Source organism: Vibrio pomeroyi, from assembly GCA_041879425.1.
Classification (GTDB): domain Bacteria; phylum Pseudomonadota; class Gammaproteobacteria; order Enterobacterales; family Vibrionaceae; genus Vibrio; species Vibrio pomeroyi_A.
Map to the genome: position 1 here is coordinate 1,692,161 of CP090855.1, position 15,845 is coordinate 1,708,005.

General features: G+C 44.1%; 12 protein-coding genes. 4 read left to right on the forward strand and 8 right to left on the reverse strand.

The annotated features are described in order from the left end of the window. Positions 1-51 precede the first annotated feature (51 nt). On the reverse strand, positions 52-1,254 hold the full coding sequence (locus L0992_23425; GenBank protein ID XGB69331.1) for a DUF3541 domain-containing protein: 1,203 nt from the start codon (positions 1,252-1,254) through the stop codon (positions 52-54). A 286-nt stretch (positions 1,255-1,540) separates the two neighbouring features. On the opposite strand from L0992_23425, the gene L0992_23430 reads away from it, so the two are divergent. Next, entirely contained in the window at positions 1,541-2,908 is a 1,368-nt protein-coding gene (locus tag L0992_23430) for a sensor domain-containing diguanylate cyclase (GenBank protein ID XGB69332.1), read from the forward strand. 150 nt (positions 2,909-3,058) lie between these two features. After that, complete coding sequence (locus L0992_23435; protein XGB69333.1) at positions 3,059-4,726, forward strand: DEAD/DEAH box helicase; 1,668 nt, start codon at positions 3,059-3,061, stop codon at positions 4,724-4,726. 635 nt (positions 4,727-5,361) lie between these two features. On the opposite strand, the gene L0992_23440 is transcribed toward L0992_23435, so the two are convergent. Continuing rightward, positions 5,362-6,795 (reverse strand): DUF3612 domain-containing protein, encoded by a 1,434-nt coding sequence (locus L0992_23440; protein XGB70419.1) that lies wholly within the window; start codon positions 6,793-6,795, stop codon positions 5,362-5,364. 268 nt (positions 6,796-7,063) lie between these two features. On the opposite strand from L0992_23440, the gene L0992_23445 reads away from it, so the two are divergent. Continuing rightward, entirely contained in the window at positions 7,064-7,663 is a 600-nt protein-coding gene (locus L0992_23445; protein ID XGB69334.1) for a hypothetical protein, read from the forward strand. Between the two features lie 124 nt (positions 7,664-7,787). Here the strand turns inward: L0992_23445 and L0992_23450 are convergent, their stop codons facing one another. The 6 genes from L0992_23450 to L0992_23475 all read right to left on the reverse strand — a co-directional run bounded on the left by L0992_23450 (position 7,788) and on the right by L0992_23475 (position 14,701). Then, entirely contained in the window at positions 7,788-8,804 is a 1,017-nt protein-coding gene (locus tag L0992_23450) for a GGDEF domain-containing protein (GenBank protein XGB69335.1), read from the reverse strand. Between the two features lie 458 nt (positions 8,805-9,262). Beyond that, positions 9,263-9,475, reverse strand: a complete 213-nt coding sequence (locus L0992_23455) for a cold-shock protein (protein ID XGB69336.1) — start codon at positions 9,473-9,475, stop codon at positions 9,263-9,265. Between the two features lie 356 nt (positions 9,476-9,831). Beyond that, positions 9,832-11,109 (reverse strand): cytosine deaminase, encoded by a 1,278-nt coding sequence (locus L0992_23460; protein ID XGB69337.1) that lies wholly within the window; start codon positions 11,107-11,109, stop codon positions 9,832-9,834. Between the two features lie 9 nt (positions 11,110-11,118). Further along, positions 11,119-12,357: a cytosine permease gene (gene codB / locus L0992_23465; protein ID XGB69338.1), complete on the reverse strand. Its 1,239-nt coding sequence runs from the start codon at positions 12,355-12,357 to the stop codon at positions 11,119-11,121. Positions 12,358-13,133: 776 nt separating this feature from the next. Then, the gene (locus L0992_23470) at positions 13,134-14,357 is read right to left on the reverse strand and encodes a biotin/lipoyl-binding protein (protein XGB69339.1); all 1,224 of its coding nucleotides are present in this window, start codon (positions 14,355-14,357) and stop codon (positions 13,134-13,136) included. Next, a complete protein-coding gene (locus tag L0992_23475; protein ID XGB69340.1) occupies positions 14,351-14,701 on the reverse strand; it encodes an MFS transporter in 351 nt (116 codons plus the stop codon). Before L0992_23475 ends, L0992_23470 begins: the two co-directional genes overlap by 7 nt. Before the next feature lie 133 nt (positions 14,702-14,834). On the opposite strand from L0992_23475, the gene L0992_23480 reads away from it, so the two are divergent. Then, positions 14,835-15,842, forward strand: coding sequence for an AraC family transcriptional regulator (locus tag L0992_23480; GenBank protein ID XGB69341.1), 1,008 nt, complete (start codon positions 14,835-14,837; stop codon positions 15,840-15,842). The last annotated feature ends 3 nt before the right edge of the window (positions 15,843-15,845 follow it).

The following is a 15,845-nucleotide window of genomic DNA, read 5'->3' on the forward strand; positions in this document are numbered from 1 at the left end:
GCCTCGAAAGGTGTGCGGCTTTTTAGATTCTGTAGATAAACCTTGGAGTTTCTATTTACTCAATGGTTGGTTTTCAATGAGCCCGTAAGGAATCGTCTTAAATACTTTTGGATTGCCCTTGAAAGTTGGCGCTTCGTTCACTTGTTGCCAATCAAGCAGCATGATTGCCAATACGTTGCGGTGTTCGCCGTACTCAAGATCAAAGTCACCCGTGATAGACGGGATCATCCCATGTTTCTTGTCGATGGACGCTTGGATAGCGAGTCGAGTTTTCTCTACAACCGGGTCATCTTCTAGTCCTGCAAGTAGGAAGGTTAACCCAACCTCTGCAATCACATCTTCTTTTGCACGTAGCAGAATAGTATCGATGTTCTCTCTAAAGTAATCGTAGATCCATTGGTGTTCTTGTTCGCTCACTTGGTGTTGGTAGTATTCCGAATCACCAAAGATCACATGTGTCATGCCATAGATTTTATTACCGTATTGCTGACTTGATAGCTTCTTGTCTTTGTCGTCTGGGTACGCTTTTTTGAAGGTATCAACGAACTCATCAACTACATCTTGCTCACCCAGCTGACGTAGCCAGTATACTTGGTTTGCAAGTTGAGCCGCCCACGCTTTCACCATGTCTTCATTGGTTACGTAGCGAGAGAAATCATAGCGACGAATGATTTCACGCAGTTTGGCATCGTTCTTGTGTTCCAAGCCGTATTCGTTCGCACGCGCCATAGAACCTAGAAGGTCGACACCTAGGTACAGATACTCAGGCATGTGTTTGGTGATGTTGTAGCGTCGAACACTGCGTTCATCATCGTCGCCGACATAAGAAGCCACGCGTTTCTCTGAGTACAGTACGATTTGTTCCATGGTGTGAACATCATTCGACAGGCGGCTGAGCTTGCTTGATACGCGCGCCATATCACTCCACACCGCGGCAGAATATTTGTCGTCTAATGTTTGTCGATACATACGCAAACCATAGTGACCCTCTTTGAATGCTGGCAGGGTGAAGAGTTGGCTTTCGTAGGTCGTGCGAATCAAATCGGCGGATTGTTTGAAAGATTGTTCTTGAGAGTAGAGAGAATCAGCTTGTGATTGAACATTTGGTACGCTTGTTGCTTGTTTGTTCTCTTGTATGTTAACACGCTCTTGTACGTTAACAGTCTGTTGCTCGTCAGAAGTCGCTTGTACTTGAAACGCTGCTGCTACGGAGGCTGATAACAAAGTGCACAGAGTGAGAGTTTTTAGCTTCATGTTTGTAAGGTGCCAAGCTGATTAATTGTAAGTATAAAATAACACTGATGAATCCTTTAATGTAATATTTGGGTCAATACAATGTAAGCTTTAAAAGGTTCATTAAGGTTTTTTGATTTATTAATCAGTGTAGTTAACTCACAGTGAAGTGATGAATCGCTCAATAATGAAATGAGACCCAACGCAAAGTGTGGATTTTTAACTGCTTGTCGGCATACTGAAAGAATTAGCCAGAAATGAGCCGATTTAAGGCAGTAAACAGAACAAAAGTGTTAGAGGTTCGTGAATGCCAAGTGGTTCTAGCAAGCAATTGCCTGCCAAATTATTATCTTTGTTGTTTTTCCTAGTGGTAGTGAGTGCTATCGAGTTTTTTCACGCCAAGGAATTAACCTATCTTAAAAATGAATCCTATTCTGAGGCAAAAAAGCAGCTCTCGATTATTCGTTCTCGGATTGAAGCCGCGATCGTGTCAGATATGTATATCCTCAATAATTTCTCGACCTTAGTGACCATCAACCCCGATGGTGAGGTGAAAAATTGGGATAAGATTGCTGAGAATATCATTGAAGATGGCTTCCATATTCGACTTATCGGACTCGCCAAAGACGACATTCTAAACTTTGTTTACCCGCTGGAAGGTAATGAGCAGGTTCTCGGTATTAATTATCGTGATCACCCAAACCAATGGGAGTCGGTTGAGATAGCCCGTAATCTTGGTAACACCTTTATTGCGGGTCCTTTTGAGCTGTTTCAAGGTGGGCAAGCCTTAATTACACGCACGCCTATTTTTAGAGATCCACCCTTTAATCAGAACTATTGGGGCGTATCGAGCGCTGTTATCGGCTTAGACGAGCTGTTTGAGGATGTTGGTATCGGCAAGATCGAGAATAAATATGAACTCGCTATTCGTGGTGCAAACAGTTCAGGTAAAGATGGCGCTGTCTTTTATGGCACTCAGGATGTGTTCGATAATGCGTTCGCCACTGAACAGGTGAGTTTCCCATACGGTGGTTGGTACCTTGCTCTCTCCGGTAACGAACATGTATTGATGGATGTGCCTTGGTACCGTGTTCATGGGGTGAGGCTGGTGGGTTACACCCTAATGCTGATTCTAGCGGTTGCTTACATCATGATTTACAGGCTCTATCGCATTGCGGATAGCCGTTCAATGCATGATGAACTGACGATGCTACCTAATCGCCGTTATTTCATGTATAGCCTCAAGCAAGCGTTCAAAACGGTACAAAAACAGAAAACCAAAACCTTTGCGGTGGTTAACATCGACCTAGATTCCTTTAAAGCTATCAATGATACCTATGGTCACGCCGCAGGTGATAAAGTCTTGATTGAGTGTGCTAAACGAATTAAGAGCAAGCTGCGTACCTCAGATATTGTCGCGAGGATGGGCGGGGATGAATTCCTCGTTCTGTTACCGCGCATTATCGATGAAGAACATGTGGCATCGATTACTAATAAATTGCAAGGTGCGATCTGCGAAACACCTGTGGTTTATGAAACGCACTCAATTTATCTCAGAATCAGTGTTGGTTGGGTTGTTTATAACGACAGCTTCAATGATGTGGATGGCCTTTTAAAAGCCGCTGATGAAAAAATGTACGAGCAGAAGCGCCAGATAACCTCAACAGAATCTTAGTTGCGATTAGAATTTAGTTGCTGAATGTGGGGAAAAGCCTCAGAATACCGCGCTTTGCTCCATATCAATCATCTGATCAGCAAAAGCTGTAGCAACGCCATTTTTACGGTGTTGCTCATACTAAATGTTATTCAACTGAGAAAATAATCTATGAGTTTTACCTCCCTTGGCCTTTCTGAACCGATCCTTAAAGCTATTGAAGCACAAGGTTACGATAAGCCATCACCAATCCAAGAGAAAGCCGTACCAGCTGTCCTAACGGGCAAAGATGTTATGGCCGCTGCTCAAACAGGTACAGGTAAAACTGCAGGCTTCACGCTACCTATTCTTGAAATCTTATCAAAAGGCACTCGCGTACGTCAGAATCAAGTTCGTGCGCTTGTGTTAACTCCAACTCGTGAACTTGCTGCGCAAGTGAATGGCAGCGTAGTTAAGTACGGTATTAACTTACCTTTGACTTCTACCGTTGTGTTTGGTGGCGTGAAAATTAACCCTCAGATGCAAAAATTGCGTAAAGGTAGTGATGTGCTGGTGGCAACACCGGGTCGTCTACTTGACCTATACAACCAAAATGCAGTGCGTTTCGATCAACTAGAGATCCTAGTGCTAGACGAAGCGGACCGTATGCTAGACATGGGTTTCATCCGTGACATCCGTAAGATCTTGGCTTTCTTACCTAAGAAACGTCAGAACCTACTGTTCTCTGCGACTTTCTCTGATGATATCCGTAGCTTGGCAAAAGGCCTGGTGAATAACCCAGTTGAGATCTCGGTAAGCCCTGCAAACTCTACGGCGAAAACCGTTGAGCAAAGCATCTACCCAGTAGATAAAAAGAAAAAGAGCGCAATGCTAGCGAAGCTAATCAAAGACAATGATTGGCGACAAGTACTGGTATTCAGCAAAACAAAACACGGTGCTAACAAGCTTGCTCGTTTCCTTGAAGAGCAAGACATCACTGCTGCGCCTATTCACGGTAACAAGAGCCAGGGCGCGCGTACCAAAGCCTTAGAGAACTTCAAAACGGGTAAGGTTCGAGTGCTTGTAGCGACAGACATCGCAGCACGTGGTATCGATATCCCACAACTGCCTCAAGTGGTTAACTTCGACCTTCCTCATGTATCAGAAGACTATGTACACCGTATTGGTCGTACAGGCCGTGCTGGTGAAGTGGGTAAAGCTATCTCATTAGTTTGTGCTGATGAAGTGGGTGAACTGTTCGGTATTGAGCGCCTGATTCAACAAGTGCTAGAGCGTCGTGAACTTGAAGGCTTCTCGCCAGTAAACAAGCTGCCAGAGTCTCGTTTGGATACACGTCCAATCAAGCCTAAGAAGCCGAAGAAAGCGAAACAACCACGTGAACATGCAGACGGTCAACGTTCTGGTGACAACGCTCGTGGTCACAAGCCAGCAGGCAAGAACAAGCGTCACGTACCGGGTACAGGTTCTGCGCCAAAGCGTAAGCCAACATCTGGTAAGAAACCTGCTGAAAATAACGCAGCAGCGGGCGAAGACAAGTCTGTAAGAAACAACGGCAGCAACTTCAAGCGCGGTAGTGCAGGCAATAAGCCTTCTGCGAACAAAGCAGGTAACCAAAACACTTTAAGCAAGCCAAGCGGTGCGGGTAAAGCAAACGGTTCTGGCAAGCCAAAAAGCTCAGGTCAGTCAAACAATACAAGCAAGCCAAACAACGCGGGTAAACCAGCAGGCAAACCTAAGAAGTCAGGTTACGGTGGCAGCTATGGCCCAAGCAAGTCATCGAATAAGCCTTCGACAAACAAACCGTCTCGAAGCCGCTCTAAGCCAGCTCCTCAGAAGTAATCTTTTCTGAGATATTGAAAGAGCAACGAACGAGAGTCGCTTTATAAAAAGGCGTCTCGTTGACTAAGTTCTTTCTGTCATAGAAATCGAATAAACGCGAATATTGAATCTCAATGTTCGCGTTTTTTTATGCCTGTTATTTTGCAATTTGAGAGTGTGGTAGGTGAGGGTAAAACTGTTGAATCTATTGATAAATTGGACTTTAGAGGAAGAGTAACGAATCTTTAATGATTTTTTAATAACAACATAATCACTAGCGTTTTTGTGGGTTTTTGCAATTTGCAATTCCAGTTTGCAAAACAAACAAGAATTTACGGCTAATACGTGTCCAGATGCGTAGTAAATACGTGTTTTAAAAGTTGGCACGTATGCTGCATTAGTAATGGTGACCCTTCTTAAGCCGAGGGTCACCTAGCCAACTGACGTTGTTAGTGAACCTTTATTGTTCACACAAAATATATGACCAATCACCCTTTTGTGATTGGTTTTTTTTGCCTGAATTTTAGGTTCTATTTGTTTTATTGCTTTTTACTAATGGTCGTTGCTCTATTAAAGCCAATCAGGCCAAATCAAAGCTAACCAGACAAAATAAGTAGAACACAATAATTGCTTATCATGCTCGCACCTCAATTGCTTTAACACTCACCACACTTTGAGTAACAGCTTGGTTGGCGTGGGCATTCTCCGCCTCTGGAGCAGATAAGCCTCGCCTCTGTCTCTATCCCACGTTCAATCCAATTTATATTTAGAATCTTGGCTATTGTCGTGAGATCTTTCTTGATGTTACGCGGTATTGCTACAGAGCCGCCATTGTTGACGCATGACGCTTTAAGCTGCTCTGCTATTTCTCTCGAATTACCGCCTTGAGCATCAATCGCAGGGTTGAGATCTATACCAGCACACAAAACGCGATTGTTACCCGCTGGATCCGTCATATTGATGGATTCACAGCAGTAGATTCTTGGCTCATCACCCACATTCAAAATGGAGATTTGAGCAGAGCTACCCGCTCTAGGTTCAGATAATCGACGGAACACGGCCCAATGTTGACATGGGTCAGCGACCGTTCTCATATTCCCCCAAGGAAGTGGAATCCCGTTCCCGCGGTATACCGCCTTGAGTTTCCCCGGTCCATAAGCATCAAAGTAGTGCCAGTGAGGGTAGGGCGATACTACCGTCATTCGACGCATCGCAACAGAGGGGGAAACCCCTGCTCTTTTGTGAACGTCGATTTCGTAACCAGTACGATCAAGAAGTTGTCGGAATGGGACTTTCGGGCATAACAGCGCGCCAGCAAAGAAGCTAGATTCAAAATCACGCCATGCTTGAAGAATGTCTTGAGAGTTGAGTTGGGAAGAGCCTGACACTTGGTTGTCGTCCCATGTGTTGTTATTGCCAACAGACAACACACTCTTTAATCCTTCTTTGCTATGCAAAATGCAATGGCCGATATAAACCGACAGATCGTATTTCAGACGAGTTGGGTACTCTTTAAGAATCTCGTTTAAGAAAATCGTACCTGGGGGTTCAAAGAACGAGGTCACTAACTGCTTGGCGTTGATGCCTAGCTCATCGACCACATCTTGCGGTGTGCGTGTTACCCAGCGGATATTGATTCCAAGCGTTCTCGCGATGTCTATGAGGTCTTCTACGCTGAGGTTGAGGCGTTTTAGGCCAACTTCCTCTGCAGCACGCTCAAGGTCAGGGAAGTGGTTCTGATTGCTCTCTTGGTGTGCTCGAATCAATAGATGTGCAAACTGGCGACCAGAGATACCAGTTTGTGACAACATCTCGGGTATGGCAATTTGCAGGATGTCGTTGGAGAAAAGAAAGCTAGGCTCGAGCGCCATACCGCTTATCCCGCCGCGATTCCCTTTATCTGGAGCTATGGCTTGTTGTTCTGATTCGTCGTCGAGAAACCACGTAGGGTTCTTCTGAAAGACCTGCGCGATCACTTCCAGCATGTCGATGCTTGGCACCCGCTTTCCACGTTCAATCATTGAAAGGTAAGAAACGGAAGGCGCGTATTCTGGGTTGATTCTAATACAACGCGCAGACAGGTCTTCCATCGTTAAATGGTTACGCTTCCTAAGGTTACGTATTTTCGTACCTAGGAAATGTGACTGACGAACTAAACTTTTTGACAAGGCCATATTTGTAAAATTCACATTGTAAAATTTTTGTTGTGAAATTGTATGTAAAAAACCGCTAATCTACAAACTAAGCAATTCACAAAATGACAAATAAATTAAACGTTAGTTTGGAATAATTGCTCTAGGACACATTTTTGCGTTACAAATCGGTGGCTTTCACCGGACTGGTCAAGAGGGAAAGACTATGAATATGCTTACATTCGATAAAACAGAAATCCAAAAACAATCAAAGCCATTTATCGCTGAAGCTGTCTTTGCCGTGGAGACAATCAGCGCAAACCAGCAAACTGAAAAGCAAGTGAAAGCAAAGCAATTGCTTGACCGCCTGTTCCCACTGGAACATGGCTCACACCAAGACGTAACGAGCTACGTAGTCGATTACCGCCATATCATGGCTTACTTTAAAGATGGTCAACACAGCGGCCTGAAGCACCCTAAGCAGTTTGTGGCTTACATGGGTGAGAAGAGTGACCCAGACTCAATCTTGTTCCGCGATGGCAGTGGAAGTCACCTAGAAGTGATGTTTGGTTGTCACAAAGGGACGGGTTGCATTGAGCTCGTAGAGATTGATGACATTCAGTTAGAGTCGTGCACGACCTTCGGTCAATCTCCAACAGAAACAACGAGCTCTACATTACATCAAGAGACTATCGCAGCAATGCGTCACTGGATCAGCCTGGTAAAAGGTGACGAGAAAGGAAAACCAAAAGCGTGCAGTGAAGATAAAGAGTTCAGAGCCAAGAGTGGTGAAGATTACTGCCTGAATTACTGCTTCCAGATTTAACGGTGATTCCTAAGTAACAAACCAGTTTATACAGCTAAAGAAAAAGCCCCAAAGATGATGTCTTTGGGGCTTTCTAGTTTCAATACGAGCCGACTAATATGTCGAAAAGAGCACTGATGGTGTCTTACAAAGGCATGACTCGGTTACGACCCAGTGATTTCGCTTCATAAAGTAGCTTATCAGCGCGTTCGATCAGCGACTGTGCTGATTCACCCGGTTCAAGTTCGGCCACCCCAAACGATGCGGTGATATTACCAACTTGCTGACCGCTGCGACGATCTTTGATTGACAGCTTTTCTAGAGAGCGGCGGTTGGTGTCAGCGAGTTGACGAGCAATACGCACAGATTTGTTTGGCACAATGAGTGCGAACTCTTCGCCGCCGAAGCGATAAGCAGAAATACCTTCACGACAACTTAGTTTAAGTTTGCGAGCTATTCCTTTCAGAACCATATCGCCAAACAAGTGACCGTAAGTGTCGTTGAAATTTTTAAAGTGGTCGATATCGAGAAGAATCAAACACAGAGATTGTTGCGCTTCACATAAGGTTTCTATATCACGGTCGAAAGAACGACGGTTATACAGTGTGGTTGTGCTATCAAAAAGCGCGTCTTTCTGAACTTCGACAAGTTGGCTTTTCAGCTTAGTGATTTCTGACGTAGCCGAGTTCAGCTGCGAGTTTAAAAACTGAGTAGAGTGACGAATATGACGAGATTCAGAAACCAGCTGACGAACCAGAGTCATCACTTCATCGATAGATAAGCTTTCGTTATCAACACGAGCCAAGTCCTCGAAGCTTTTGTCGATCATGTCAGAGAAAGCAGAGGTATCGGTAAGTGTGTCGTTCATCGAGTTCGACACTTCAGAAACTAACAGTTCTAAATTCGCGCGAAGGTCATTGATATTGGTTTCGGATTTGCTGGCAACGTAATTGTTGTAAAGCTGTTCACCAACGGCAGGAGGGCAGATACCGTAGTGTTCTAAAATACCATCCATGTCTTGAGTTAGCTGTGGGATAGCATTGTCGACATAGGTGTACCAAAGTGCGTAATTTGCCGGTGTGGTAGACACCCTGTTCTTCATCATAAGAGGCACCGCTTTTTTTAGATTTGCGGTGGATTTCTGAAATTCGTCTTTCTTCATTATTTTTACTGCAGGTACCAAACTAACTAAAGCCACTTGTGGACAAGGTTAGCGGATTTCGAAGGTCTTTGCTTTAAAAATTATATAATTAATGGATGAGGGTTGGATAAAACACTCATTTTTATTATGAATACCGATTGCGTATTCATAACTTACATCTAATGGATTGTTCTTTAACCATATTTTTGGTTATTCATTTTGGAACATAGGTGAGGTTTTAGATGAAAAGCTCAACTAAATTTCTGGGTTGTGGTGCATTGAAGCTTGGGGTGATGTTCTTAGCTTAGAACCTGTATGAACAATTGGATCTGGACCTTTGAACGATACAATTTGATTCGCAAGAGGGGTAGAGAATGAAGCGTGTAACGAAAGAAAGGAATAGGGGGGGATTTATGAGTAGATATAAAAAAGCGCCGATAAAAATCAGCGCTTTAAAATTCTTTTTAGCTAAAAGCTAATTATTGAGCAACAACGTTTGCTGCTTGTAGGCCTTTTTGACCGTTTTCAACTTCGAAAGAAACCTTTTGGCCTTCTTTCAGAGTTTTGAAGCCTTCAGAAACGATAGCACGGAAGTGTACGAATACGTCAGCGCCGCCGTTGTCTTGAGAAATGAAGCCGAAACCTTTCTCTTCGTTAAACCATTTTACAGTGCCAGTATTTGTGTTAGACATAATTTGTCCCTTATTCATAAATTTTCTAAATTGTTGATTGCATTACTGCAATGCGCTGATAATTGAATTATTTAATATTGCTAAGAAATAAGGAAAAACTACTTACAAAAACGGGTAACGATTTTACATGTCAATTTTTTACTATTCATCTAACTTAAATAACTCCGGCTAACAGAGCGAGAGCATGTTAACACAGTCTTTTGAGATGTACACACATTGATTGCGAAATCTGTGCTTTTTTTGTCATACCGTGCGAATGTACAAAAAATACACTGAATTAGTGATAGTTTTGTCGCTCCGCCAACACAACAAAAGGAAGCATCTCAGCTTCCTTTTCTTCATTAGTATAGACGATATTAACGCTTGAAGTTGATATCTTCTGTTTGAGCTAAGTTAATTTTTGTTTTAGCTGGCTGAGTCTCTGCAATCACCTTACCGTGGCGCACTGAATACTGCACTGGTACTTGGCGACGCACTGCATCAAAGCCATTGTCAGCAGGAAGAATCAGTAGGCTACCTGGCTTACCTTCTTCGATACCGAAGTTGTCTTGGATGTTCAATGTGCGAGCCGAGTTTTTACTTATCAAATCAAGCGAGTTGTTGATTTGGTCGTAGCCCATAACCTGTGTTACGTGCAGTCCCATGTGCAGAACTTGAAGCATGTTTGCTGTACCCAGTGGGTACCATGGGTCAAACACGTCATCGTGGCCAAAACAAACGTTGATGTTTGCTGCTAGCATCTCTTTCACTCGAGTCACACCACGGCGTTTCGGGTAATCGTCGAAACGGCCTTGTAAGTGAATGTTCACTAACGGGTTTGCCACGAAGTTGATACCAGACATTTTCAATAGGCGGAACAAGCGAGATGCGTAAGCACCGTTGTAAGAACCCATTGCCGTCGTGTGGCTTGCTGTTACCTTTTCACCCATCTCAAATTTATGAGCAAGGGCTGCCAGTGTTTCAACAAAACGAGATTGTTCGTCGTCGATTTCGTCACAGTGAACGTCGATCAGACAGTCGTACTTGCGCGCAAGCTCGAACACGTAATGCAGAGATTCAACACCGTATTCACGAGTGAATTCGAAGTGAGGGATTGCACCAATAACGTCAGCGCCGATCTTCACTGCTTCTTCAAGCAACTCTTTGCCGTTAGGGTATGAAAGAATGCCTTCCTGAGGGAATGCAACGATCTGAATGTCGACCCACTCTTTCATCTCTTCACGAACTTCAACCATCGCTCTTAATGCAACTAATGTTGGGTCAGATACGTCAACGTGAGTACGCACGTGTTGAACACCGTTAGCGATCTGCCATTTCAGTGTTTGCTTCGCACGCGATTTCACGTCTTCAATTGATAGCAGTTCTTTGCGCTCCGCCCAACGCTCAATACCTTCAAACAAAGTGCCAGAGATGTTCCAGTTAGGCTCACCAGCGGTTTGAGTGGTATCTAGGTGGATGTGCGGTTCACAGAACGGTGTAACTGCAATGCCACCTTCAGCATCAAGGATGTCACCTTGATGATTGATTTGTGCGTCATTATCGAGAATGCGAGAAAATTGACCATTTTCGATCAGAATCTGTTTCAAGCCCTCTTGGTCTTGAAGTTTCGCGTTCTTGATTAATAAGGTTGTCATAGTGTGTCCTTAAGCGGCCTGAGATTTCAGAGCTTTTTTGTTCAATAGAGGATTAAGCACGAGGTAACTGATTGCACCACCTAACACGGCGTTCAAAGGAACAACGCCAGGAAGGAAGTGACCAGCGGCTACGCCTGTTGCTACCGCGATAATGCCAGCCCAATTAACGGTTTGGAACTCTGCATTTGCAAAATCTTTGTAACGTTTACGGTTCGCGAAGAAGTCAGCGATGATTACGCCACCGATTGGTGGAATCGCCAACGATAGGAAGGTTAACCAACCTACGAAGTTGTTGTACAACCAAAGCGCGAAAATCGTACCGATGATGCCGTTAATGATAGACATTGTAGTACTTGAGCGACCAGTGATGTTAGATAAACCAAGGCCAGATGCATAAAGTGCGTTTTCATTGGTTGTCCAGATGTTCAAGCCAAGCACGATAATCGCTGGAAGTAGCAGCCCTTGTGCAATCATCACATCTGAAATGTCTGATTGGCCTGTCGCTGCTGCACCGGCTGCGCCGAAGATAAACATCAGTGAGTTACCGATGAAGAATGCCACCATTGTGATTAATACTGCGCTCGCTGGCTTTTTACCAAAGCGAACAAAATCGGCCGTTAGCGTACCCGCACTAACAAATGAACCCACAACCATCGCTAAAGCAACAGAGAAGTCCATTGGCGTTTCTGGCTTGATAAGTTGTAACTGTTCTAAACCACCGACACTGTCTACTGCTGTCAGTACTGAGTAACCACCTAGAATCGCGATAGCAGGAACGGCAACCGCTGAAAGTACCATTAGCGCTTTAATGCCGAAGTACACCGTACCTGTCATCAAAAGGCCTGACACAATAATCAAAGTGTTGGTATCAATGCCCGTCGCTTTCTGTACCGGAATTGCGAACATTGCTACACCTACGCCAAACCAACCGACTTGTGTACCACCAAGTAGAGCAGAAGGAAGCCATGAGCCTTTTGTACCGAAAGAGAAACGCGCTAGGAGGTGAGTAGAGAGGCCAGTAGATGAGCCGATGTAGCCAAGAAAAGAAGTGTAAATACCAAGAATTAGGTTACCGATGAGAACGGCGAGGAAGAAATCGTTGAATGAGAGGCCTGTCCCGAGTGAACCACCTGTCCACATACTTGCAGAGAAGAAAGTGAGTCCAAGCATTACCATGGTGAGTGAAGCGACTCCTTTCCTAGCCGATGTAGGAACCGGCCCTAGACTGTAGTTATTATCAGCAGCCATTTTTTACCTCCGCAAATGATCAAAATTAAAATTAACGGTCGCCGTATTGCAGGCAAACGTGCGCATTATGGTGATATAAATCACATAGTCAATGCTAATTTTGTCAATAAAGGCACTTGAGAATCAATTATCACCTTAAATCTTTTGTAAAACATAAGGTTATTTTCTTCATTTATTTCATGAAAATAAATAGAAAACGTTTTCTATAGCGTGTTGAATATCTGCTATCGATAGTTGGCTATGAATGTTGATTATTATGCGATTGAATGGGTGTCTGTATCGAGAGGGGACTGGTTAGCCAAACGACAGGCAAAAAAATAGCCAATCGCAATAACCGCAATTGGCTTATATATTTTGTGAACAAGAATAAGGTTCACTAACAACGTCAGTTGGCTAGGTGACCCTCGGCTTAAGAAGGGTCGATATATACATTGCAGGTAGCGTGCCAACTTTAAAAACCACGAATATAGGCTGTTTAATAGCAATTCGGTGCGTATTTGGGCGTTTTATTCGCGTTTTAGAATTACCCTGTCGCATTATGCAATTGCGATTTGCAATTTAATGCTAGTGTAGGGTGATCTAGGTGGTGGTGATCTAGTGTCGCGATGAGATGAACACAGCACGTTCCTGAGTTCTTTACCTTCTATGGACTCTCCTACGCCTAAAAACATGGAATTTTAAGTAACTAAGTAACTAAGTAACTAAGCAACCGAGCAAAAAAAGCCCGTGCGATCTGAGATCACACGGGCTTTGCCTTGTTTTGCCTATCAGGCGTGTTAGATAGAGTAGAAGAAGTACAGCTGAGACTTCATTCGAATGATGATCCCACGTATTACATCTAGGAACGCCATGAAGCTAATTGGCTTCTCACCACTCACCCATGCTAAACCGACAGAACCAACAGGAATATCGTAGCCTTCTGCTTCATCGATCTTTAAACGCACAAAGTGGTGCTTATTCTGAAGGTTTCGACCTGTGGTGACACGCACCTGTTCATCGATACCGAGCAAGCTCGCCTGTGCTTCACCCGTTGCCTCAACAATACCTTCTACGGTTGCCGAGAATATCTTGCCAGGGTAAACCGCCGTCGCAAACTCTGCAGGTTGACCAACTTTGATGTTACGAATCGCTTGGTGGTTAACTCGCATCAACACGTACTTCTCTTCGGTGTACATTTGAATACGAGGCATCATTGAAACACGCTGACCTTCACGAAGAATAAAGTTAGTCACAAAGCCATCCGTCGGAGCTGTGACTTTAGTGCTGTTCAGGTCCCATTGTGCTTGAGCCAATGTTGCTTTCGCTGAATCCACCTCTGTTTGCTTTTTACTAACGTTGGTTTCGGCTTTGTGAATGTCGAGCTTCGCGTTTTCTGCATCGACTTCTTTCTTGCTCAGTTGAGATTCCAACGTAGTCACATTGTGAGTCGCCAGATCTACCTTTGCCGTTTGTTGGTCGATGTCAGTTTCAGTAATCGTGTGTTGTACGACACTGTTTTGCTTCTGGTAACGATCAAGCGTTTTCGATTGCAGTACTAAGTCTGTTTTTGCTGACTCTATCTGTGCAATTGAAGCTTTGATGTCTTCTAGCGCCGAACGGTAGCTGACTTTAGCAATGCTGACTTCTTGGCGAGCCGTGTCTAAAGCGACCTCAGCTGACTCAAGTTGAACACTTGCTTTGTCTCTTGCAATCACATATTTGGTGTCGTCAATCTCATAGATCAGTTGCCCTTCTGTCACATCCTGGTTTGGATGGATATGGACTTTCGTTGTTTTGCCCGACACATTGGTGGAGTCTGGACGCAATTGAATGTGCGGAGACTGAACAACCGAACCACCCGATAAATCCATCGGCGTAAAGTTGAGTAGGCCGACCCATACAAACAATAACCAAGATGTACCACCTAGGTACGCAAACGCTTTGGTGCCTTTATTCCAAGGCATACCAACCAGTCTAAGTAAATAAATGAACAGTGCCCAAATGGCTAAGCCTTCTAACATGCTTGGCTCTCCTCATCTTGCTTGTCGGTCGTAGCCTGTTCCTTCGGTGCTGCCGGAGATTTCCATGTGTCTCTTAGGTTGATGATGGCTTTTTCCATATCAACAAATGCCAAGATTACCGCGAGTACCCATACCCAATGCCATACAAAACCAATCCATGTTAATGCGGTAATCAAACCGAGCTGGTGATGATCTTTACTGTGAGCTTTATTGATTGGTAATTCATGCACACGCCAGAACCCGTAACATGCTGCCGCGATAGTTGCGACCAACACTACACCAGCTACTACGTGTAGTGCAGTATCTGCGCCTGTTCCGACAAATGGGACACTAAGTAAACTCATTGATAAACCCTAGGTTAAATTGAGCGCCGAGTGTGATTGATATCAGATTTATAGGTTGCAAATTTACTAATTACTTTAATAATTAGCTCTATATGATTTGATCTGTAATTTGGATTTCGAGGCTTAGTAGCAAATGAACAATTGTAACTTCCTAAGAGCACTAGGAATTTTAGGTGTATATCAGTATGCGGCGGCCAATCGTGACTTAGATATGGACTCTTTGGGTATTCCAAAGTCAGTATTTGCTAACGCGATGAACCTGATTCCAGTGAATGAAGTGGACCAATGGTATGGCTTACTCGAACAGAAAACCCGCGACCCTGACATCATTTTGAAGCTGGCTGATAGAGTGGATATTGAAAAGTTAGGGCCACTGGCTAACTGGTTTTTCTCTGGTCATGACCTTGCTTCTGCGATTCGTCGAGTCAATATTGGGTTGCACTGTTTACAGTCGGGGGCTTTCTTGTATGGCGCGCAAGTTGGGACACTTATTAAATGGTGTTATGACAACCCTGAGTATTCTGAAGTTGGTAAAGTACATGACTCAGTGCGTATAGCGATCTTTATGATGAAGATCCTAAGGCGTTATCTAGGGCCCGACTTCAAGCCAGCAGCGGTATCCATTGCAGGCTATCGTGAGAATACTGAGCTTTATCACGAGTACTTTGGGTGCAATATCCAGTGGGGACAACCACGCACAGAGGTTTGGATTCCAAGTAAACTGAGGTTATCCATTAATCAGTCTCCGGCGGCAGGTAAAATGAGCTTGGCGATGAACTTCCACGATTTAGACAATTACCTCAACATGCCAGATGCAGGTGATGAACATAAAGTGACTTATGAGATGATCAACTACAGTCGTCATTTTGGCCTTCCTACGTTACATAAAGTATCCAGTTTATTAGGGCTTTCTGAGCAGCAGTTTCAACGCCGTTTGCATAAGTTGGGCGTCAACTTTTCCACCATCATGGGTTATGCACTGAGCAATGTCGCCGTGGAACTGTTGAGCTATAAACTCCCGGTCGAAGAGGTCGCGAAACGTTTAGGCTACACCAATGTGGCAAGCTTTAATCGAATGTTTAAAAAGCACCGTGGCTTAACGCCTAAGCAATATGTTGAACGATTTTGGACGGATCTATAGGTT

Coding starts and splice junctions, on each gene's coding strand:
- L0992_23460 (XGB69337.1), bottom strand. CDS start 11,109: ATGACAACCTTATTAATCAAGAACGCGAAACTTCAAGACCAAGAGGGC.
- L0992_23430 (XGB69332.1), top strand. CDS start 1,541: ATGCCAAGTGGTTCTAGCAAGCAATTGCCTGCCAAATTATTATCTTTG.
- L0992_23425 (XGB69331.1), bottom strand. CDS start 1,254: ATGAAGCTAAAAACTCTCACTCTGTGCACTTTGTTATCAGCCTCCGTA.
- L0992_23450 (XGB69335.1), bottom strand. CDS start 8,804: ATGAAGAAAGACGAATTTCAGAAATCCACCGCAAATCTAAAAAAAGCG.
- L0992_23435 (XGB69333.1), top strand. CDS start 3,059: ATGAGTTTTACCTCCCTTGGCCTTTCTGAACCGATCCTTAAAGCTATT.
- codB (XGB69338.1), bottom strand. CDS start 12,357: ATGGCTGCTGATAATAACTACAGTCTAGGGCCGGTTCCTACATCGGCT.
- L0992_23480 (XGB69341.1), top strand. CDS start 14,835: ATGAACAATTGTAACTTCCTAAGAGCACTAGGAATTTTAGGTGTATAT.
- L0992_23470 (XGB69339.1), bottom strand. CDS start 14,357: ATGTTAGAAGGCTTAGCCATTTGGGCACTGTTCATTTATTTACTTAGA.
- L0992_23440 (XGB70419.1), bottom strand. CDS start 6,795: ATGGAAGACCTGTCTGCGCGTTGTATTAGAATCAACCCAGAATACGCG.
- L0992_23445 (XGB69334.1), top strand. CDS start 7,064: ATGAATATGCTTACATTCGATAAAACAGAAATCCAAAAACAATCAAAG.
- L0992_23475 (XGB69340.1), bottom strand. CDS start 14,701: ATGAGTTTACTTAGTGTCCCATTTGTCGGAACAGGCGCAGATACTGCA.
- L0992_23455 (XGB69336.1), bottom strand. CDS start 9,475: ATGTCTAACACAAATACTGGCACTGTAAAATGGTTTAACGAAGAGAAA.